Source organism: Rhodococcus gannanensis, from assembly GCF_042681175.1.
Lineage (GTDB): Bacteria > Actinomycetota > Actinomycetes > Mycobacteriales > Mycobacteriaceae > Rhodococcus_G > Rhodococcus_G gannanensis.
This window is the reverse complement of sequence record NZ_JBHUFB010000019.1, coordinates 166,877-185,967: the sequence shown is the minus strand read 5'-3', so window position 1 is coordinate 185,967 and position 19,091 is coordinate 166,877. Positions and strand designations below refer to the sequence as shown.

At 68.6% G+C, this 19,091-nt stretch carries 20 protein-coding genes; 6 read left to right on the top strand and 14 right to left on the bottom strand.

The features are described 5' to 3' along the window. Window positions 1–47: 47 nt before the first annotated feature. Window positions 48–647 carry a TetR/AcrR family transcriptional regulator gene (locus ACFSJG_RS20230; protein ID WP_378487031.1) on the top strand — a complete coding sequence of 200 codons (600 nt, stop codon included), beginning with the start codon at window positions 48–50 and terminating at the stop codon, window positions 645–647. Beyond that, a complete protein-coding gene (locus ACFSJG_RS20225) occupies window positions 644–1,162 on the top strand; it encodes a hypothetical protein (protein ID WP_378487200.1) in 519 nt (172 codons plus the stop codon). Before ACFSJG_RS20230 ends, ACFSJG_RS20225 begins: the two co-directional genes overlap by 4 nt. Before the next feature lie 91 nt (window positions 1,163–1,253). Here the strand turns inward: ACFSJG_RS20225 and ACFSJG_RS20220 are convergent, their stop codons facing one another. Genes ACFSJG_RS20220 through ACFSJG_RS20170 form a run of 11 tightly spaced genes read right to left on the bottom strand, consistent with a single transcriptional unit; the run spans window position 1,254 to window position 11,043 of the window. Further along, window positions 1,254–2,093 carry a mycofactocin-coupled SDR family oxidoreductase gene (locus ACFSJG_RS20220; RefSeq protein WP_378487030.1) on the bottom strand — a complete coding sequence of 280 codons (840 nt, stop codon included), beginning with the start codon at window positions 2,091–2,093 and terminating at the stop codon, window positions 1,254–1,256. A 3-nt stretch (window positions 2,094–2,096) separates the two neighbouring features. Continuing rightward, window positions 2,097–2,981 (bottom strand): NAD(P)-dependent oxidoreductase, encoded by an 885-nt coding sequence (locus ACFSJG_RS20215; RefSeq protein WP_378487029.1) that lies wholly within the window; start codon window positions 2,979–2,981, stop codon window positions 2,097–2,099. Continuing rightward, the gene (locus ACFSJG_RS20210; protein ID WP_378487028.1) at window positions 2,978–3,799 is read right to left on the bottom strand and encodes an NAD(P)-dependent oxidoreductase; all 822 of its coding nucleotides are present in this window, start codon (window positions 3,797–3,799) and stop codon (window positions 2,978–2,980) included. Before ACFSJG_RS20210 ends, ACFSJG_RS20215 begins: the two co-directional genes overlap by 4 nt. Beyond that, window positions 3,799–4,326 (bottom strand): DoxX family protein, encoded by a 528-nt coding sequence (locus ACFSJG_RS20205; protein ID WP_378487027.1) that lies wholly within the window; start codon window positions 4,324–4,326, stop codon window positions 3,799–3,801. The genes ACFSJG_RS20210 and ACFSJG_RS20205 overlap by 1 nt, the downstream gene beginning before the upstream one ends. Before the next feature lie 3 nt (window positions 4,327–4,329). Continuing rightward, a complete protein-coding gene (locus ACFSJG_RS20200) occupies window positions 4,330–5,286 on the bottom strand; it encodes an alpha/beta hydrolase (RefSeq protein WP_378487026.1) in 957 nt (318 codons plus the stop codon). Further along, on the bottom strand, window positions 5,283–6,992 hold the full coding sequence (locus ACFSJG_RS20195; RefSeq protein WP_378487025.1) for a thiolase C-terminal domain-containing protein: 1,710 nt from the start codon (window positions 6,990–6,992) through the stop codon (window positions 5,283–5,285). The genes ACFSJG_RS20200 and ACFSJG_RS20195 overlap by 4 nt, the downstream gene beginning before the upstream one ends. Next, on the bottom strand, window positions 6,985–8,355 hold the full coding sequence (locus ACFSJG_RS20190) for a cytochrome P450 (RefSeq protein ID WP_378487024.1): 1,371 nt from the start codon (window positions 8,353–8,355) through the stop codon (window positions 6,985–6,987). The genes ACFSJG_RS20195 and ACFSJG_RS20190 overlap by 8 nt, the downstream gene beginning before the upstream one ends. 52 nt (window positions 8,356–8,407) lie before the next feature. After that, window positions 8,408–8,599, bottom strand: a complete 192-nt coding sequence (locus ACFSJG_RS20185; RefSeq protein WP_378487023.1) for a ferredoxin — start codon at window positions 8,597–8,599, stop codon at window positions 8,408–8,410. Between the two features lie 31 nt (window positions 8,600–8,630). Then, window positions 8,631–9,491, bottom strand: coding sequence for a mycofactocin-coupled SDR family oxidoreductase (locus tag ACFSJG_RS20180; RefSeq protein ID WP_378487022.1), 861 nt, complete (start codon window positions 9,489–9,491; stop codon window positions 8,631–8,633). A 41-nt stretch (window positions 9,492–9,532) separates the two neighbouring features. After that, complete coding sequence (locus ACFSJG_RS20175; protein ID WP_378487021.1) at window positions 9,533–10,237, bottom strand: SDR family NAD(P)-dependent oxidoreductase; 705 nt, start codon at window positions 10,235–10,237, stop codon at window positions 9,533–9,535. Further along, window positions 10,234–11,043: a TauD/TfdA dioxygenase family protein gene (locus ACFSJG_RS20170; protein ID WP_378487020.1), complete on the bottom strand. Its 810-nt coding sequence runs from the start codon at window positions 11,041–11,043 to the stop codon at window positions 10,234–10,236. Before ACFSJG_RS20170 ends, ACFSJG_RS20175 begins: the two co-directional genes overlap by 4 nt. Window positions 11,044–11,249: 206 nt before the next feature. Here ACFSJG_RS20170 and ACFSJG_RS20165 point away from each other — a divergent pair, with 206 nt between their 5' ends. From ACFSJG_RS20165 to ACFSJG_RS20150, 4 genes are read left to right on the top strand one after another with little or no spacing between them, the layout of a single operon-like run. Continuing rightward, window positions 11,250–12,752, top strand: coding sequence for an aldehyde dehydrogenase family protein (locus ACFSJG_RS20165; RefSeq protein WP_378487019.1), 1,503 nt, complete (start codon window positions 11,250–11,252; stop codon window positions 12,750–12,752). Continuing rightward, window positions 12,749–13,954, top strand: coding sequence for a CaiB/BaiF CoA transferase family protein (locus ACFSJG_RS20160; protein WP_378487018.1), 1,206 nt, complete (start codon window positions 12,749–12,751; stop codon window positions 13,952–13,954). The genes ACFSJG_RS20165 and ACFSJG_RS20160 overlap by 4 nt, the downstream gene beginning before the upstream one ends. A 13-nt stretch (window positions 13,955–13,967) precedes the next feature. Continuing rightward, window positions 13,968–15,158, top strand: a complete 1,191-nt coding sequence (locus tag ACFSJG_RS20155) for a Zn-ribbon domain-containing OB-fold protein (RefSeq protein WP_378487017.1) — start codon at window positions 13,968–13,970, stop codon at window positions 15,156–15,158. Further along, complete coding sequence (locus tag ACFSJG_RS20150; RefSeq protein ID WP_378487016.1) at window positions 15,155–16,315, top strand: thiolase C-terminal domain-containing protein; 1,161 nt, start codon at window positions 15,155–15,157, stop codon at window positions 16,313–16,315. Before ACFSJG_RS20155 ends, ACFSJG_RS20150 begins: the two co-directional genes overlap by 4 nt. Window positions 16,316–16,330: 15 nt before the next feature. On the opposite strand, the gene ACFSJG_RS20145 is transcribed toward ACFSJG_RS20150, so the two are convergent. From ACFSJG_RS20145 to ACFSJG_RS20135, 3 genes are read right to left on the bottom strand one after another with little or no spacing between them, the layout of a single operon-like run. Next, window positions 16,331–17,431 (bottom strand): hypothetical protein, encoded by a 1,101-nt coding sequence (locus ACFSJG_RS20145; protein WP_378487015.1) that lies wholly within the window; start codon window positions 17,429–17,431, stop codon window positions 16,331–16,333. Then, window positions 17,428–18,633 carry a hypothetical protein gene (locus ACFSJG_RS20140; protein ID WP_378487014.1) on the bottom strand — a complete coding sequence of 402 codons (1,206 nt, stop codon included), beginning with the start codon at window positions 18,631–18,633 and terminating at the stop codon, window positions 17,428–17,430. Before ACFSJG_RS20140 ends, ACFSJG_RS20145 begins: the two co-directional genes overlap by 4 nt. A gap of 25 nt (window positions 18,634–18,658) precedes the next feature. Next, window positions 18,659–18,970, bottom strand: coding sequence for a response regulator transcription factor (locus ACFSJG_RS20135; RefSeq protein WP_378487013.1), 312 nt, complete (start codon window positions 18,968–18,970; stop codon window positions 18,659–18,661). Between the last annotated feature and the right edge of the window lie 121 nt (window positions 18,971–19,091).

The following is a 19,091-nucleotide window of genomic DNA, read 5'->3' as shown; positions in this document are numbered from 1 at the left end:
AACCTACTGTGTGCTCAGTTGGTTGGTTGGACCGAAGGGGACCGCCCGTGCCACGACCGTACGCAGCGCAACTTGCCAAAGGAGAGGATCGCAGACAACGGATCGTCTCCGTTGCCCAGCGGCTGGTCGTACAGAACGGGTGGCGCAACACGTCGCTAGCTCAGATCGCCAAGAACGCAGGAGTCAGCACCGCGGGACTCCTGCACCATTTCGAATCGAAGGAGCAGTTGCTCAACGCGGTTGCGGACGCGCGTGACGCCGACGATCTGGCACACGCGAGCCGTAGCGGAGACCTCCTGGCGCAGTTGTCGGGGGTCCTGCACCGTTTCGACGAATCCCCCGACGTGGTAGGCCTGTTCACGGTTCTGTTGATCGAGAACCTGGAACCGGATGCACCCCTTCACGACCGCCTTCTCCACAGATCCCGGGTCGCAGTCGACACGGTCGAAACCGGTATCCGGCGCGGACAGCGCGCCGGCAAGTACCGGCGAGACGTCGACCCGGCCACCAAGGCGGTGGAGGTCATCGCCTTCCTCAACGGAATGGAGACGCTATGGCTGCTCGATCGCTCGATACCGATACATCAGGTCTTCACGGAGTACATGCGGTCGCTCAGTCAACAGCTCACGCTCGCAGGCACCGGCTGAGGCACCGCATGGTGCTCGTCGGGTCGAGCGTCTGCGACGTCGTGCGCACCGCGGGTGGGTGCATCTTCGACAGGGTGAGCGCCGGATGGGACGTCCTGGTCCTGGTCGCGGACCATCCCGACACCCGCGCACTCGAGATCCTCGGGGCTCGTGTGCTCGACCTCGACACCGCCTACGCGAACGTGTCGGAGCCGTTTCCGCAGGCTCTCGCCGTCTGCTCCGACCTGATCGCCAGCGACGAGCGGGTCCGGCGCGAGATCCTCGACGTGCTCGGCGGTGGGTACGAGAAGGAGGGTGGGGGGATGGACGTGACGGTGTGGGGCGAGTCCTGTCCGGACGAGCTGAAGGACCGATTCGCGCCCGACGAGCACCGCCTCAGTATGGCCGCACGCGTGTTCAAGGCGCAGGCCCTGGCCGCGGCGGGGTGCGCGGTGGACACCGTCGCGCCGACCGAGGCGTTCCGTGTCGACCTCCTCCGGCCGCCCGGCCGTTCGCTCCTCGTCTCTGCCAGCTGATCCGGCTCGTCGTCTCCGCACGCTGACCCACTCCTTCGCGCGTCGGTGTGGAGGTCCAGGGGACGGGAGCCCTGGACCTCCACACATCCGTTCACTTGAGCATGCTGCCCGCATCCACCGTCATCGGAAGTCCTGTGATGTAACGGGATTCGTCGGAGGCGAGGAACAGGACGGCATTGCTGATGTCCTCGGGCTCGACCCAGCCGATCGGCAGCACGTGCATCAGCTTCGCGACGATCGCCATGTCGTCCGGGCCCGGGTTTTCCAGGTCGGGACGGAACATCTTCATCGTTCCCTCGTTCATGAACATCGGAGTGTTCACGTTCGTCGGATGGATGGAGTTGACCCGGATCGAATGCTGCCCGAGCTCGACCGCGAAGAGGCGGGCGAGACCGACCACCCCGTGCTTGGCGGCGATGTAGGCACCGGTCTGCGGGTACGCCTTCAGGCCGCCCACCGAACTGGTGAGGATGATCGATCCGCCGTTGCCGCCGGCGATCACGTGCGGCACGGCCGCCTTCACGGACTTCCAGATGCCGGACAGGTTGATGTCGATCATCTCCTGCCAGTCCTCTTCACTGGTCTTGTCCAGCGTGTCCCCGCCGTTGCCGATGCCCGCGTTCGCGACCACGATGTCGAGTCGGCCGAGCTGCTCGACGCCGCTGTCGACCGCGGCCTTGAGCGCATCGAAGTCCCGGACGTCCACCTCGGCGGTGACGATGCGACGGCCCGTCTCCTTGACCAGGTCGGCGGTCATCGCCAGATCGTCGGACGTCGCGGTCGGAATGACCATGTTCTCCCGGACCTGCTTACAGATGTCGACCGCGATGATGTCGGCACCCTCCTGGGCCAGCCGGACCGCATGACTGCGCCCCTGACCTCGCGCCGCGCCGGTGATGAACGCGACCTTGCCTTCTACCCGTCCTGCCATGGATCACCTCACTGATCGCACATCGGGCACCCCGGCCGCGATGTGATCGTCGTCCGGCCGGTTTCGGTCGGACGTTGCTGCCGTATCGGTACGGGGCCACTGCGTGCCGACGACCTCGTCGAGCAGCCCGAGCGAACCGCCGAGATCGGCCACCGCATGGCGCACCGCCGACACGTCCTTACGCAGGAACTCGCCGACCGAGGCCGTGAACGACGCGACCGAGCCGCGTCTCGCCACACCGTCGAGCGCGCGGCTCGCGCCGCTCCCGTGCAGGAGCGCGCCCAACAGTGCGCCCTCGTCGACCCCGAGCTGACCCGCCAGCCGGACCGCGTCCCCCAGCAACGCGATGTTCGCTGCGAACAACGCGTTGTTGACGAGCTTCACGCACTGACCGGAACCCGTCCCGCCCACGTGGACGACGGGATCCGCGTACGCGGCCAGTGCCGCGCGAGCCACGTCGACGGCTGCTGCGTCGCCGCCCGCGAAGACGGTCAGCGTTCCGGCGGCGATGTCGTGGGGACCGCCGCTGACGGGAGCGTCGACGACGGTGACGCCCACCCCGCGGGCGGCCTCGGCGATGGACCTCACGGTGTCCGGGCTGCCGGTGGTGTGCACCACCAGGGTCGAGCCCGCGCTCATCGCCGTCAGCAGCGGACCGTCGAGGCAGACCTGCCTGACCTGATCGTCGTCGAACACGCAGACGACGACGATGTCGGCGCCGTCCGCCGCGGCGGCTGCGTCGGCGACCGGGACGGCCCCGAGTTCGGTCACGACCCGTTCCTTGTCGGCGGTGCCGGCTCGCGCGCGTACCTCGTGGCCTGCCGCCGCGAGACGGCGGATCATCGGGCCACCCATCCGGCCCGCGCCGACGAATCCGATGCGCGTCATCGCGGACGCTCCATGATGTCGAGGGTGGCGTCGGCGGCGGTGAGGACGACTCCCGGTGTTGCCGAGACGGATCCGGCCAGGTCGGCGATCAGCCGCACGTCCTTGCGCAGCAGATCGCCTGCGTGGAACGCGATGCGGTCGAGCGTGCCGCCCGCCGACGTCACCCGGCCCGCCGCGAAGCTGTTCGCGGTTCCGTGGGCGAGCACCTCACCGAGACGGTCCGGGTCGACGCCGAGCGCCTCGCCGAGTGTCAGCGTGGTGTATGCGGTCGACAGGTTCGCGGTGAAAAGCAGGTTGTTGAGCAACTTCGCCGTCTGGCCGGAGCCGAGGCCACCGAGATGAACCACCGGATCGGCGAACGACTCGAGCACCGGCAGGCATCGGGCGACCACGTCGTCCTCGCCGCCGACCATCACGAGCAGGCGACCCTCGGCGGCCGCGGCGGGGCCACCGCTGACCGGGGCGTCCACGACCGACACACCCAGTTCTGCCCCTGTCTCGGCGAGCTCACGGCACGTGTCCGGGTGAATCGTGCTGTGCACGACGACGGTTCCGCCCGCTCCGAGTCCGGCGAACACGCCCTCCGGTCCGCCGAGCACCTGCCGGACGTCGTCGTCGCCCACCACACACAGGCACACGACATCGCTCTCGGCCGCGAGTTCGGCGGGTGTGCCTGCGGACTTCGCCGCGGTGTCGGCGAACGGGTCGAGGGATGCCTGGCGACGCGCCCACAGTGTCGTCGGGTGTCCGGCGTCGACGATCCGACGCGCGATCGGAGCGCCCTGCAGTCCCAGTCCGATGAATCCGACCCGTGTCATCACGCCTCCACCTCTGCCTTCTCGTCACTCGCGCCGGACGGTTCCGGGCGCCAACACGTTCCGATCAGTCCCGCGGCGGCCACCACACCGAGGCCGAGTGCGATCGCACCCCCCTCCCACCCGGTGACGGCGATGTCGAGGGCCGCATCCACCGATGCCTCGCCGGGGCCGAGGACCGCGAGCGTCACCGCGACCACGGCGAGGACGAGGACGTACTCGTAGCCGTCCCGGAAGACGAAGAATCCGTTCGGCCGGTGGGCGAGGAAGCCCGCCACAAACATGACCGACACAGTCGCCGCACACGCGAACGGCGTGAGCAGGCCGAGCACCAGCAGCACACCCGCGCCGATCTCGGTGACGACGCTCGCCCACGCCTGCACCGTGCCGTGCCGCAGTCCGAGGCCGCTGAACCACCGCGCCGTCCCGGCGATCCGCCCCCCTCCGACCCAGTGATTGACTCCGTGCGCGATCATGGTCGCCCCGAGGACGAGTCGAATCGCCAGCAGTGCGGCGTCGTAGGCTTCCACGGGTCAGTTCCCCTCTCTCCTGAACGAATTCGGTGCATCGGTCCCGGTGGCCCGATCTCTGCCTGCGATGCACTCCTCGACGAATGCCAGTACGTCGAGGTGGTATGCGGGAGCCGCATGGCCGAGGCTGAGGTTGTGGCCTCCCCCGAGCTGGGTGTGCATCTCGACCCGGGGAGCGGCCGTGAACATCGACCGGATCTCCTCCAGCGCGGGCGGGTCGGCCCGCCAGACCTTCTCGTGTTCGGCGGCGGTGAACCGGACCGGTATCCGGACCTCGGCCGCGGTCGCGCGAAACGTCCGACGCGGCCACTGCGCGACGACGGTGGGCTCGTAGGCCGGCGTCGCCGACCTGATCGGTGCGCCGCCGACGAGCTCCCCCGGATACAGGTGCTCGGGCGTCCACAGCAGTTCCCGGACCAGATCCGAGGGTGAGTCGCGGGCGCTGGTTCCCAGCGCCGACGGAACACTCGGCTGGTATTCCAGCCCGGTCCCGGACAGCTCGAGCCCCAGCAGTTTCCTGCCCCCGATCCCGCGGCGTCCGGCCGCGATGCGGGTGGCGAGTTCGGAGCCCGCCGAGTGGGACCAGACGAAAACGCCGGCGCCGACATCGCGTCCGTCGAGCAGTCGCTCCACAGCGCCGAACCCCAGGTCGACGCGGCGGTCGGCCGGAGCGACCTCGTCGCCGTGTTCGGCCGATGCGCCGTAGCCCGGCCGGTCGAGCGCGATCACCGTGTACCCCAACGTCGCCGCGAGCCGGAGCAACGAGTGACGAGGATGTCCCGGGCAGTCGAAGTAGCGTGAATCGGTTGCCCCGCCGTGCAGGGCGAGAATCACCGCGACCGGCTCCGCAGCCTCGGCGACGAGCGCGGACATCGGAATCCCGTCCACGTCGACGACCCGACGAGAGGGGACGGTGGCAATCGGAGCGCTCGTGACCCGGTCGCTCAGCGTGACGGTCATCGGTCGCTCCGCAGGAGCAGGACGCCACCCGGCGTCAGTCCGCCGCTGCTCACCACGGCCACGCGGGCGTCGGACACCTGGCGGGCGCCGGCCTCGCCGCGCAACTGGGAGATCGCCTCGTGCAACAGGCCCATCCCGTGCGTGCGGCCGTGCGAGAGCTGACCGCCGTGCGTGTTCAGCGGGAGCACACCGTCCCGCGCGATCGCGGTGCCGCCGTCGAGGAAGTCCTTCGCTTCGCCGATGCCGCAGAAGCCGAGCGCCTCGATCCACGACAGGCAGTTGAACGTGAAGCCGTCGTACAGTTCGGCGACGTCCACGTCGTCCGGGCGCAGCGAGGTGCGTGACCACATGTGCGCGGCCGGACCGAGTACCTGCGGCTCGTGGGTGAGGGTGCTCTGGTCCCATTCGATGCGTTCGACGATCTGGGTGCCGACGGCTTCGACCAGCACCGGGGGCTTCGCGAGGTCGCCTGTCGTCTCGACCGCGGAGACGATCACCGCGACCGCGCCGTCGCAGGGGACGTCGCAGTCGTACAGGCCGAACGGGGTGGTGATCGGCCGAGCACCGAGGTAGTCGTCCATGGTCATCGGGTCGCGGTAGATCGCGGTGGGGTTCAGCGCCGCGTTCGCGCGTTGATTCAGCGCGATCCAGCCGAGCGTCTCCCGTGTCGTGCCGTATCGCTGAAAATGCCGCTGGGCGTTCTGTGCGAGTGTGTGGGCGGCCGAGGTCGCCCCGAACGGCAGCAGCCAGTTCGGCGTTCGGCCTGCCGCGGTCGCGCGGGGGAGGTCGCCCCGCTTCGTCAGTTCCCCGTGGGTGGATTCCCAGAGCGTCCGGTAGCACAGGACGTGCCGGGCCAGGCCGCTGGCGACCGCGGTCATCGCGGCGATCACCGATCCGCTCGGCCCGAAGGTCTCGATGCCGCCGTTGTGCCACGTCGGGTGAAGTCCGAGGGCTGCCTCGACCGTCATCACGCCGCCCTCGCCGAAGCCGCCGACCTGGCCCCCACCGGGGTAGCTGGAGATCCCGTCGATGTCGTCCAGCGTCAGCCCGGCGTCCGCGACTGCGCGTTCGCACGCCTCCAAGGTCAGTTCCAGGGGCGACCGCATCAACCGGCGTCCGATCTCGGACATCCCGATGCCGGTGAGCGCGACAGCGTCCTCGAACTTCGAGGTGGTGGCCATCGGCCGGACGTGTCGGGGGAACTGGTCCGGTTGGATCGCGTCGTCGGGCAGGGTTCCGGTCCGCGTCTGGTCGGGAGAGGGCCGGAACAGTGGCAACCACACGTCGTCGTCCTGCTCGAAGGCGACCTCCATACGCATGCCCAGTGTGAGTTCGTCCGGCTCCGCGTCGATCACGTTGGTGGTCAACCGGACCCGTGGATCGTCGTCGAGTGCGACCTGAGCGATCACGAACGGCGTGGGGAGACCGGGAAGCGGGAATCTGTGGTTGACCGTGAACCCGATCAGCGTGGCCGTACCGGTGGTGACCCGGACGCCCATGGCGTGTCCGCGGCAGTAGCGGCAGACAGGCTGCGGGGGGTGGATCAGGGCGGCGCAGGAGAGGCATTCCTGCACGCGGAGCACGCCGTCGGCACCCGACGTCCAGAAGAAGCGGTTCTGGTCGGTGAGCAGCGGAAGAGGGCGACCGGACGCAGGTGCCCGGTCGTCCCCCTGCCGCGTCGGCTCCGCGACGGCAGAGTCAGTCACCGTCCGCCGCCTGGGCCCGCCGCAGTGCGAGCGGTTCCGCGAGTCGTTCCTCGTCGCACAGCTTCTGAAGCGCGTCGAGGGTGTCCTCGAGACCAGCACCGAGACGGGGGCCGGGGGTGAAGGTGGCGGGAAGGTGGCGCATTCCCTGGATGACGCCGATGGAGTCGTAGTGCACCGCGCCGGCGGGATCGCACCGGAAGTCGGGCATCCGGTCGAGGACGGCGACCAGCATCCGCTTGAACACCGTTCGCGCGACGTTCGATCCGATGCAGCGGTGGATGCCGAGACCGAAGCTGAAGTGCCGGTTGCCGGTGCGCTCCAGATCGACGTCGTTCGGGTCCGGGAACAAGGCTGGATCACGGTTGGCCATCGCCCAGGACAGCCACAGCCGCTCTCCCTCCTTGAACCGGGTACCGGCGTGCTCGCAGTCCGCAGAGATGGTCCGTCCGTCCCCGGGGGCCGGGGTGAAGAACCTCAGGAACTCCTCGGTCGCGGAATCGAGCATGCCGTCACGCTCGGCGGACAGGCGGGTCCGCTCCTCCGGGTGTTCGGACAGCCATTCGAGGGCATGGGCCGTCAGCGCGGTCGTGGTGTCGAACCCGCCACCGATGATGAGGCTGAGTACCCCGAGAAGCTCCATGTCGTCCGGCTTCTCGCCGTTCATGGTTGCGTGGTTGACGGCGTTGATCAGGCCGGGACGCGGGTTCTCGCGGATCTCGAACATGTTCGTGAGCAGGTCGATGCCCATGGTCCGGTGCATCTCCGCGATCCGGGGAATGTCGGGCGAGTCCGGCGGGGTGTAGACGGCGGCGTGGACCGGTTCGTTGTAGATCTCCCACTTCTTCAGCGGGACACCGAGCATGGCCAGGGTGAGCACCGCCGGGACGATGTTGGCGAGCTCGTCGACGAAATCGATCCGACCGGACTCGATCTTCTCGTCGATCGCGGCGCGGACGACCTCGTCGATGAACGGAACCCAGCGCGTCACCGCGGCGGGCGAGAGGTAGGGATTGAGGACGGCCCGGAACTCACGGTGTTCCGGCTCGTCCATCTCGAGAATTCCGCCCCGGACCCCCGACGCCCTTTCCGCGGTGGGAATCGAGATTCCCTTGTAGCCACGACGTTTACCGTGAATATCGTGGTCGTTGGAGACCTCGGCCGAGCGAGCGAGTTCGAAGACCTCGGCGCTGCCGGCCGCCACCCAGTGTCCGCCGTGGGTGTCCGTCCACGCCATCGGGCACTTGGAGTGCATGTCGAGCGTGATCGGAAGGAACTGTTCGGGGTACTCGGGGCTGTGGCGGTCGAAGTGGTAGCTGACGGCCTTCTTGCGATGGTCGTCGGCGACGACGTCATCAACGCTCATGGCGTGTCCTCTCCGGGGGACTCGGGGGGGAGGGCGATCTCGGGTCGGTCTGTCAGGTGATGGAGATTGCCTGTTCGGGGCAGGAGCGGGCCGCCTCGCGGACACCGTCCTCCTGATCCGGTGCAACCACCTCGCTGACGGGTGTCGAGTGGCCGTCGATGTCACTGAGCTCGAATGCGTCCGGTGCGGCCATGGCACACAGGGTGTGTCCCTGGCAGCGATCGGAGTCCACCTGCACCTTCACTGACTTCCTCCTTGTCACAAGTTGATTCGGCTCAGATGTGGTAGTCGTACCACTTGAGGTAGCCGCCTGCGTCGACGCGCATCTGCATGCCCGTCACGTACTTTGCCTCGTCCGATGCGAGGAACAGGACGGTGTTGCTGATGTCCTCGGGCTCGACATACGGCACGGGCATCGCCTGCTGGACGTGGAAGGCGGGCTCGGCGTCGGCGCGGGTCGGGTTCTCGAGGTCGGGCCGGAAGGACCGGTACATCGGCTCGCTCTGCAGCATGTCGGTGTTGCAGTTGGTCGGATGAATGACGTTGGCGCGAATCTTGCGGGGCGCCAGATGGGTTGCGAGCTCGTGGATGTACTGCGAGAGGGCCCGCTTGGAGAAGACGTAGGCCACGCCGCCGAGATCCTTGCCGGGCTGGTCGGTCTTGCTGATGTCCATCATCGCGGCGAGGGAACCGGTGGCGATGATGGAGGCGCCCTCGCTCAGGTGGGGGAGCGCGGCCTGGACGGCGTTCATGGTGCCGACGAGGTTGGTGTTCACCACGTCGCACCACGCCTGCACGGCCGGTTCGCCCTTCATGCCGGCGACACCGGCCTGGGCGACGACGATGTCGAGCTTGCCGAGCTCGGCGATGCCCTGCTCGACGGCCTTGCGCATCTGGTCGGCCTCGCGGACGTCGGCCTTGATCGCGACGACGCGACGGCCGTGCTTCTCGACCAGTCGGCTGGTCTCGTCGAGGTCCTCCTGGGTGGCCATCCGGTATCCCATGGACGAGATGTCCTCACACAGGTCCACCGCGATGATGTCGGCGCCCTCCTCGGCCAGCCGGACCGCGTGGCTGCGGCCCTGTCCGCGTGCGGCGCCGGTGACGAACGCGACCTTTCCCTCTACACGACCCATGGCTCGAGTTCCTTTCTGGTGGGGGTGGATTCGGTCTTGATCTAGGTGTTCCGGCCGCCGTTGACGCCGAGGATCTGGCCGTTGATGTACCCGGCCTCCTCGGACACCAGGAACGCGCAGGCCGAGGCGATGTCCTCGGGGCGTCCGATACGGCGGACGGGCGTCCGCTGGATGTGGTCCTCGACGGTGCCGCCGAGGAGACCCTGCTCTTCCGCCTTGCGCAGCATCGGTGTGTCGATGAATCCGGGTGGAACCGCGTTGACGGTGACTCCGCGGGGGCCGAGTTCGAGTGCGAGTGCCTTCGTCAGCCCGTTCACCGCGGACTTCGCGGCGACGTAGTGGGCCATGAACGGCTGCCCGGACTGCGCGCTCGACGAGGAGATGTTGACGATGCGGCCCCAGCCGGCGTCGATCATGTCGGGGAGGGTGGCCTGGATGCAGTGGAAGACGCCGTTCAGGTTGACGTTGATCACCCGGCTCCACTCCTCGAAGCCGAGCTTCGTGAAGCGTTGAAAGCCGTCGAGTCCCGCTGCGTTCACGAGAATCGAGATCGGTCCGATCTGCGCCCGGATCGCCGTCAGTGCGTCCTCGACCTGGCCGCGGTCGGTGACGTCGGCGGTGTGGACGAAATCGTCGTCGCTCGGGGTGATGTCGAGAACGGCGACGTGACATCCGTCGGCGCGCAGGCGATCCGCGATCGCACGCCCGATGCCGGATGCGCCGCCGGTGACGACGGCTGTCTTCATGACCAGGCCTCGTCGCCCGCGATCGTCGTGCGGTGCATGGTGCGCTCGGACTTCGGGTCGTAGGGGAGTGCCCGGTGCAGCATGCCGGTGTTGTCCCAGATGACGACGTCACCGACCTCCCACTGGTGCGCGTAGCAGAACTGCTCCTGGGTGGTCCACGCGAGCAGTTCGTCGAGGAGTTCGCGGCTCTCGTCCGGCCGCATTCCGACGATGTGGTCCGCGCTGATTCCGATGACGAGGGACTTCCGGCCGTCCTGGCGCGTCCAGACCAGTGACGACTCGTGGGTCGGCATCGTGCTGTACATCGCAAGCTGCTCTTCGGTGGGGTTGGGATTCGCCAGGCGCTGGGTCGCGGCGAAACTGTGCACCACGCGCAGTCCCTCGTAGCGCTTGCGGTCACGCTCGGGCAGATTGTCGTATGCCGCGTAGGTACTGGCGAACTCGGTGCCGCCACCGACCATGGCCGTGTGCCTGCACGTGAGCATGGTCGCCTTCGCGGGAACGTCGTGCGTGGTGTCGTCGATGTGCCACTCGAAAGTCCCCTTGAGGTATTCCGCCGACCGGCTCTTCGCCGGGTCGAGTGAGACGACGAAGATCTCCTGGCCGGGGGCCGGGGTGCGCACCTCTCCGAGCCGACGGCTGAACGCGAGCTGAGCCTCGTCGTCGAGGTTCAGTCCCCGGATGAGCAGGAAGCCGCGCCACTTCAGGGCCTCCAGGCACTGCGCGATGACTCGCTCGTCGTTGAGGTCTTCCACGCCGGTGACTTCCACGCCCAACGCCGGGCGGATGGCTCTGGTCTCGATCACAAGAATCTCCCTTCCGATTGCGAGAACCATACTCTCGAATTTCTTACGACCGCAAGGTCGGCGGCCTGTGGTTTCCCAGATCGGCGGCACTGCGAGTGCGTCGATTTCTCTCGGTCGTTCGTGGAGCTAGTGTTAATGTTCTCGCAGAACGTATCGTAATTCTCTCAAGTGAGAATGGGATTTTCGAGACAATCGTAGGAGACGGGATGGCATCTCAGGACACGGTGCAGGCGGTCGGCGGGGAATCCCTGACCGGCGTGCGCAAGCACCTGCTCATCGACGGGAACCTGATCACCACCGAGCGCACGATCACGTCGATCGATCCGGCCACCGAGGGCGTCGTCGGGTACGCCCCCGACGCGGGCGTCGAAGAGACCGAGGTGGCGATCGCCGCCGCCCGTCGCGCGTTCGACACCACCGACTGGTCCACGAACGTCGAGTTCCGGATCCACTGCCTCGACCAGCTGCACAAGGCGCTCCTCGACAACATCGAGGAGCTGCGCGAACTGACGATCACCGAGGTCGGCGCCACCCGGATGCTGACCCACGCGAACCAGCTCGCCGCGCCCATCGAGATCGTCCGCTACTACGCCGACCTGCTCCGCACCTACCCGCTCCGCGAGGAGATGGGCGAGATCGAGGTGCGCGGCCAGCAGCATCGTCGCTGGGTCGAGAAGGAGGCGGCCGGCGTCGTCGCCGCGATCACCGCGTACAACTACCCGAACCAGCTCGCCCTCGCCAAGCTCGCCCCCGCACTCGCAGCAGGATGCACCGTGGTGCTCAAGGGATCTCCCGACACCCCGCTGATCACCCTGGCCCTCGGTGAACTGATCGCTCGGTACACCGACATCCCCGCCGGCGTCGTGAACGTCCTGTCCTCCTCGGACGTCGCGGTCGGCGAGACCATGACCACCCATCCCGACGTGGACGTCGTCACCTTCACCGGGTCGACCGTGGTCGGCAAGAAGATCATGGCCGCCGCATCGGGCACGCTCAAGCGCGTGTTCCTCGAACTCGGTGGCAAGTCCGCACTGATCGTCCTCGACGACCTCGAGGAGTCGGATGTCGCGATGGCGGCGATGTTCGCGGCGTTCAGCATCTGTTCGCACGCCGGTCAGGGCTGTGCACTGACCACCCGGATACTCGTCCCGCGCACGCAGCACGACCACTTCGCCGAGCTCGTGTCGGCCAATCTGCAGCGGATCACTTACGGTGACCCCGGCGACCAGGGAACGTACATGGGGCCGCTCATCACCGAGCGCCAGCGCGAGAAGGTGGACGGTCTCGTCCAGCGCGCCGTCGCGGCCGGCGCGACCCTCGTCACCGGCGGCGAGAAGGTGTCCCCGGGCTTCTTCTACACCCCGACGCTGCTGGCCGGCGTCGACCCGGACAGCGAGATCGCGCAGGAGGAGGTCTTCGGCCCGGTCCTCGCGATGATCCCGTACGACGACGACGACCACGCCGTCCGCATCGCGAACAACTCGGCGTTCGGACTCTCCGGAGGCGTGATGGGCAAGGACGAGGAGCGCGCGATCGCCGTCGGACGCCGGATCAGAACCGGAACCTTCAGCATCAACGGCGGCAACTACTTCACTCCGGACGTCCCCTTCGGCGGTTTCAAGCAGTCGGGAATCGGCCGTGAGATGGGAACGGCGGGCTTCGAGGAGTTCCTCGAGACGAAGACCTTTGCGGCGACGGTGAAGTCGTGAGGCCGCTCGAGGGGATCCGCGTCGTCGAGGTCGCCATGTACGGCTTCGTCCCCTCGGCGGGCGCGGTGCTCGCGGAGTGGGGTGCCGACGTGGTCAAGATCGAGCACGCCGTCACCGGCGACCCGCAACGCGGCCTGCGTCAGGTGGGGCCGCTCCGGGTCGAGGGCGACCCGAATCCCAATGTGGAGCATGCCAATCGAGGCAAGCGCAGTGTCGGTCTGGACATCGCCAACCCCGAGGGGTACGAGGTTCTGACGGAGCTGGTCCGTGGTGCGGACGTGTTCCTGACGAGCTTCCTACCCCAGGTGCGCGCGAAGCTCCGCATCGACGTCGACGACATCCGTGCGGTCAATCCGTCGATCATCTACGCGCGCGGCAGCGCGCTCGGGCCGCGCGGGGACGAGGCGTCCAAGGGCGGCTACGACATGACGGCATTCTGGGCCCGCGCCGGCATCGCGGCCACCCTGACGCCTCCCGGTGTGGAGGGGATGATCAGCCCGCCCGGCCCGGCGTTCGGCGACACCATTTCCGGAACCAACCTCGCGGGCGGGATCGCGGCTGCACTGCTGGGTCGGGAACGAACGGGGAAGCCCTCGGTCGTCGACGTGTCGCTCCTCGGCAGCGGGCTCTGGTCGATGGGGCACGGCGTCGCCGTGTCACTGCGCCTCGACCAGCCGATGGTCGCACCGGTGCCGGGTGCGCACGGTGCCCCGACCAACCCGCTCTCCGGCATCTACGCCACCTCGGACGGCCGCTACCTGGCCTTCGTCATGCTGCAGGCGGCGCGGTTCTGGCCCGACGTGTGCAGGCACGTCGACCGGCCGGAACTGGTCGACGACCCGCGGTTCGCGGACGCCGAGTCCCTCGCCGCGAACACCCCCGAGGCCGTGGCGATCCTGCGGGAGGTGCTCGCCACCCGGACGTTGTCCGAGTGGACGGAACGGTTCGCGACACTCGCCGGGCCGTGGGCGCCGATCCAGGACTCGGTCCAGGTGGCGGACGACGCGCAGATCCGCGCCAACGGCTATCTCGTGAAGGCCGGAGAGCTGGAACTGGTGTCCAATCCGGTGCAGTTCGACGAGACCCCGGCGGAGACGGGGCCGGGGCCGGAGTTCGCGGCCCAGACCGAGGAGATCCTGTTGGAGGCGGGCCTGGACTGGGACCGCATCATCGCACTGAAGGCCGCGGGCGCGGTCACCTAGATCGGAGGTCGACATGCCCTACATCGCCTCGATAGGCACCTACCTGCCGTGCTGGGGGACACCGGAGACGCGGGTACCCGGCGACGACGAGGACGCGATCACCCTCGCCGTCGAAGCCGGCCGCGCCGCCCTGCGGAGCGGCGCTCCGGTGTCCTTCGTCGTGCTCGTCAGCCGGGACCTGCCGTTGCTCGAGAGCAGCAACGCCGCGGTCCTGCTGGCCGGGCTCGGCCTCGACCCGGAACTGGAGGTCACCGAGCGACTCGGCGGCGCTCCTGCCACACTCGACACTCTCAGCTCCGCTCGCCCGCGGACGCTCGTCATCGGGGTCGACACCGCGCCCGCGGGTGCCGCCGCCGCCGTGACCGCTGACCACGGGATGCAGGTGCGGGCCGCAGGCCGGGTCGCCCGCAGCCTTCCCGTTCGCACCCGTGGGAGTGCGGGCGACGTGCGGGACTACGGCGATCCGCGGCTGCTCCAGGAGCGGGGCTTCCTGGCCTCGCTCAGGGCGTCCTGGATGGACACCCCGGTCGCCGTCGCGGGCGTCGGCCACGAGCAGGCGGTCGACCTCTGCGCGGGAACACCCGCACCCCTGCCGACGACCGGCGCGAGCTCGGGCCTGTTCGCGCTCGCCGCGATGGCGGAGTCCGGGGACACCGGCCCCCTCGTGGGGGTGGAACAGGCCAGCCTGTCCGGCATCTCGGTCGCGGAGGGAGAGGTCGTGATCCATCGCCGCGAGCCGGCGGCTCGGCCGAGCGCACCCTGCACGTACGTTCCCGGCTCGGACATCCCGATCTCGCTCGCCGCCTACGAGCGGGCCTTCGAGGCGAAGGTGCGATGGGAGGCGGGACGGCACTTCGGCAGCGAAGCCCTGGACTTTCCGCCGCGGTACCGCATCGGTGACGACGGCGCACTGAGCAGTGAGTACGAACTGGTGCCCCTGCCCCGTGTCGGCACGGTGTACACCGCTGTGACGGTGCGTATTCCGGTGCCGGGGCTCAAGACTCCGTACTCGCTCGCAATCGTCGAGCTCGACGGAGTGGACGTCCGGGCGTTGGTGAAGGTGACGGGCGCCGAACCGAATTCCGTTGCGATCGGTGACCGCGGACGACTCGTGCTCAGACGTGTCGCGCTGCGGTCCGGTGTTCCGGACTACGGGTATGCGTTCGAGCCGGGCGAGATCGAGGAACTGGAGGGGGCGGCATGAGGAAGGTCGCGATCGTCGGCGCGGGCATGACGCCGTTCGCCGAGCACTTCTCCCACGGCATCAAGGACCTGCTGCCGATGGCGTTCGCCGACTGCGCGGCAACGGTGGACAAGGGCTTCGACAAGCATCACGTCCAGGCGGCCTGGTTCGGTGCGATGGGCACCCCCGACGGGTTCCCGTCGGGGATCCTCGCGGACAGCCTCGGGCTGCCGGAGCTTCCCGTCACGAGGGTTGAGAACTCCTGCGCCACAGGGCACGACGCCATCAGGAACGCACTCTTCGGCATCGCATCCGGAGCCTGCGACGTGGCCCTCGTCATCGGCGCGGACAAGATCCGCGAGTCCGCGTCGAAGGACATGCTGTGGGAGTGGGAGGCGATGACCAGAGACATGGCGTGGGACTACCCGCTCGGTCTCGTCGCCCCGGCCGGGTTCGCGCTGCACGTCCAGCGCTACCTTCACGAATCACCGGCCGCCCGTGAGCATCTCGCGATGATCGCGGTCAAGAACCACCGCAACGGCCTGAACAATCCGCGTGCCCGGCTGCGCATCGACCTGACCATGGACGAGGCCCTGGCGGCGCCGACGGTGGTGGACCCGTTCAGCGTGTACGACTGCGCGCCGCAGAGCGACGGTGCCGCTGCGGTGATCCTCGCTGCGGAGGACGTCGTCGGCAGGTACACCGACCGGCCGGTGTGGGTCCGCGGCGTCGGACTCGGCCTGGATTCGGTGATGCACCAGCACAAGCGGGACATGACCACGTTCCCGGCGACGAGGCGAGCCGCCAAGCAGGCGTTCGGGATGGCCGGGATGACTCCCGCCGACATCCACGTCGCCGAAGTGCACGACTTCTTCACCGGAATCGAGCTGATGAGCTACGAGGACCTCGGCTTCGCCGAGCGCTTCGAGGGTTTCAAGCTCGCCGAAACCGGGGCCACGCAGGTGGGCGGCTCGCTGCCGGTGAACCCGAGCGGCGGCCTCATCTCCAAGGGGCACCCGCCCGGAGCGACCGGCGTCGCGCAGTGCGTCGAGTTGTTCGAGCAGCTGCGCGGTACCGCGGTCAACCAGGTCGACGGTGCGCAGATCGGGTTGGCGCACACCCTCGGTGGCCCGACGGCAGTCGCGGGCGTGACGATTCTCGAGGGACCCGGGAACTGACCGCCACCCGGCGAATCAGGCCCCCACGATGGACCGCACCGCCTGATAGTCGAGGTCGGGGACGTCACCGTTCCTGACCTCGACGCGGACCTCCCCGACGGCGTCGAACTCGACGCGCCGGACCCGGTCGCCGACCTCGATGACGATCGTCGCGGACGTGTCACGGCCGGGGGGAAGCGCCCGCGCCGTGACCGTCCCGCCGGTCGTCGCGTCGAGCTCGTCGATCAGGGCGATGCGGACGGGAGCGGCGAGGGCCTCGTCCGTGAGTCCACCCTCGTCGAGCAGGACCACCTGAGTGCCGCGACGGCGAGCTGCGGAAGTGGCCCGGTGCAGGGTGTCGTCGGTCGCGAACACCGGCGCGCGCAGGGTGTCCCGTAGACGCTCCTCCAGCAACGCACATCGCTCGCGGTCGTCGTCGGTGAATTCGGAACCGGCGGCGGCCGCTTCGAGCAGTGGTCGAGCGGAGGAGTCCAGTGACCGGAGCTGGGCTTCGCGTTCGGACGTGACGGCCTCCGTCATCGCCTCGTCGGCGGCACGCTCGATCTCCCGCTCGCGCAGGGCGAACACGAGCTCGGCCATCGGCCGGACCGCGGCGGCCACCAGGAGGGCGATCAGGACGGGGGCGAGGATGACGACCGCGGTCCGCGCACCTTCGCCCGTGTCCTGGTCGGTGGTCGCGCTCCACACGGTGAAGGCGAGGACCGACAGTGCAGCACCTGCGGCCGCATACCAGGGCCGGCCGCGAATCGCCATGAAGCAGAGGATCACCGTGACGCCCCGGAGATGCCAGATGTCGCTCATGATCCACTGATCCGCCGGTATCTGAGGCAACACGAGCAGACAGGTGACCGGGCCGAGTGCGGCGAGGAGCAGCGCCGCGGTCGTGGGCAACGGATCTCCCGGGACCATGACGATTGCGAGGATGCCCGACGTCGTCAGTGCCAGCGCGACGACAAGCGGCCAGAGCTGGTGCGAGTCGTCCATGTACACGGTGGCTCGAACGGTCAGACTCAGGCCGAAAGCGATGGCCGCCACCTTGGCGACAGGGCGGTCCATCCACAGCAGGGTGCGGATGTCCCGTGACCCGGCCGCGGTCCGTGCGCGTCGGGTGCTCATCGGGTCTCTCCTTCCGGGGTGGGCGCCGACCACGCCAGTACGACCTGTGTTCCCCTCCCCGGGGTCGAGCGCTGGGCGTACGAGCAGCCGTCCGCGCGTGCCATTCGCGCACTCAGATCGAAGGGGGCATCCACGTCGAACCGTGATGCCGGACGGGGCCTGCGCCCTGTTCCGTTGTCCGCAAGTATCACTCGCAGACGTCCGATGCAGGCGTCGATGACGATGATGCGATCGGCGTCGGGGCCGGCATGGCGGAAGCTGTCGCGGAGGGCCTCCGCGGCCGCCGATGCGATCGAGCGGGCAGCGGCCCGTGGCACCGCGGTCGCCGCGGGCGCGATCTCCACCTCGACCGGGACGTCGCCGTCGACCTGGACGAGAGATGCCCGGATCAACCCGACCGCTGTATGCACGTCCATGTCTTCGTTCGTGACGTCGCTGTCCCGGAGCCGCTCCAGTTCGGTCACGGTGGTGACGGCCTGCTGGCGCAGGTCCGGTGTGTTTCCGAGGCGGGAGAGCGCCAGCAGCGTCGACATCACACGGTCGTGGACCAGCGCGTGGAAGCGTGCCCGCTCGACCCCGCGGGCGGCGCTGGCGGCCGACGTCGCAGAGTGCTGCGCGGAGGTGAGAATGGCCCGGTCGAGCGCCCGGCCGGTCGCCAGCGCGGCGATGGTGGTGACGACGAACAGGCCGCAGAACACGATGATCGACACGATCTCCACGGGCAGCACGACCTGTTGCTGATCGTCGCGCGTCACGTACCGGAGCACCTCCGAGGTGCCCGCACTCACCACGAGGTAGGCCAGGCTCGCAGCCGGCCGCCACCGCAGTGCCGTCGCCATCGTGATCAGGCCCGGAAACGTCGCGAGCCAGATGTCGCGATTCGCGGGGATGTGACCGTCGACCAACAGGATCCACGACACCAGTGCGGCCAGATACCCGACCGCGGCAGTCGTCGCGCAGCGCCCGATCCACTTCGGATCGCGCGCGCGCGACGCGGGCCACAACGCGACCATCGGCACCACCACGACCGCAGCGGCGGGCGCTGTCCACCACGACGGGATGATCGGCGACAGGTTGACCGCGCCCGGTGCGAGCAGGACCGCGAACAGGAGGGCGCCGGCCCCGATGAAGGCGGCGAAAGTACGGACGATCCGGTCCTCGGCCGACACGATTCGGCCGGCAGGCTTGATCGTGGTGGTCACCGGGCCCGGCCCGATTGTCGTGTGGTCACAGTTCGTGGAGCTCGATCAGCCCGTCCTGAACCGCGCGCGCAACCAGTGCCGCCTTCGTCGGAGCCGAGCGGCCGACGTCGCGGTACTTCGCGCGGATCCGTGCGAGATGGGTGTTGACCGTCCCGATCGAGAGGAAGAGGCCCGCCGCGACCTCGTTCTTGGAATCGCAGCGAAGCCAGTGCAGAAGCACCTCGATCTCGCGCGGGGACAGATGCGGACGCCGCAGTCCCCGAGACATGGGGTGGGGTTCCCTGGACGCCGGATGCACCATCGGACGGCGGAGATGGTCGATCGAGGCGAAGGTCATGGCAGCTCCCGAGGCGCGCGGGTGGAGAAGGTGTCCGACCGGTCCGCCGGATTCCTGGACGAGCGTATGCGGCGCGGCCGACACCGACGAGACAGGATTTCCGTGCCCGTAGAACTGGGGG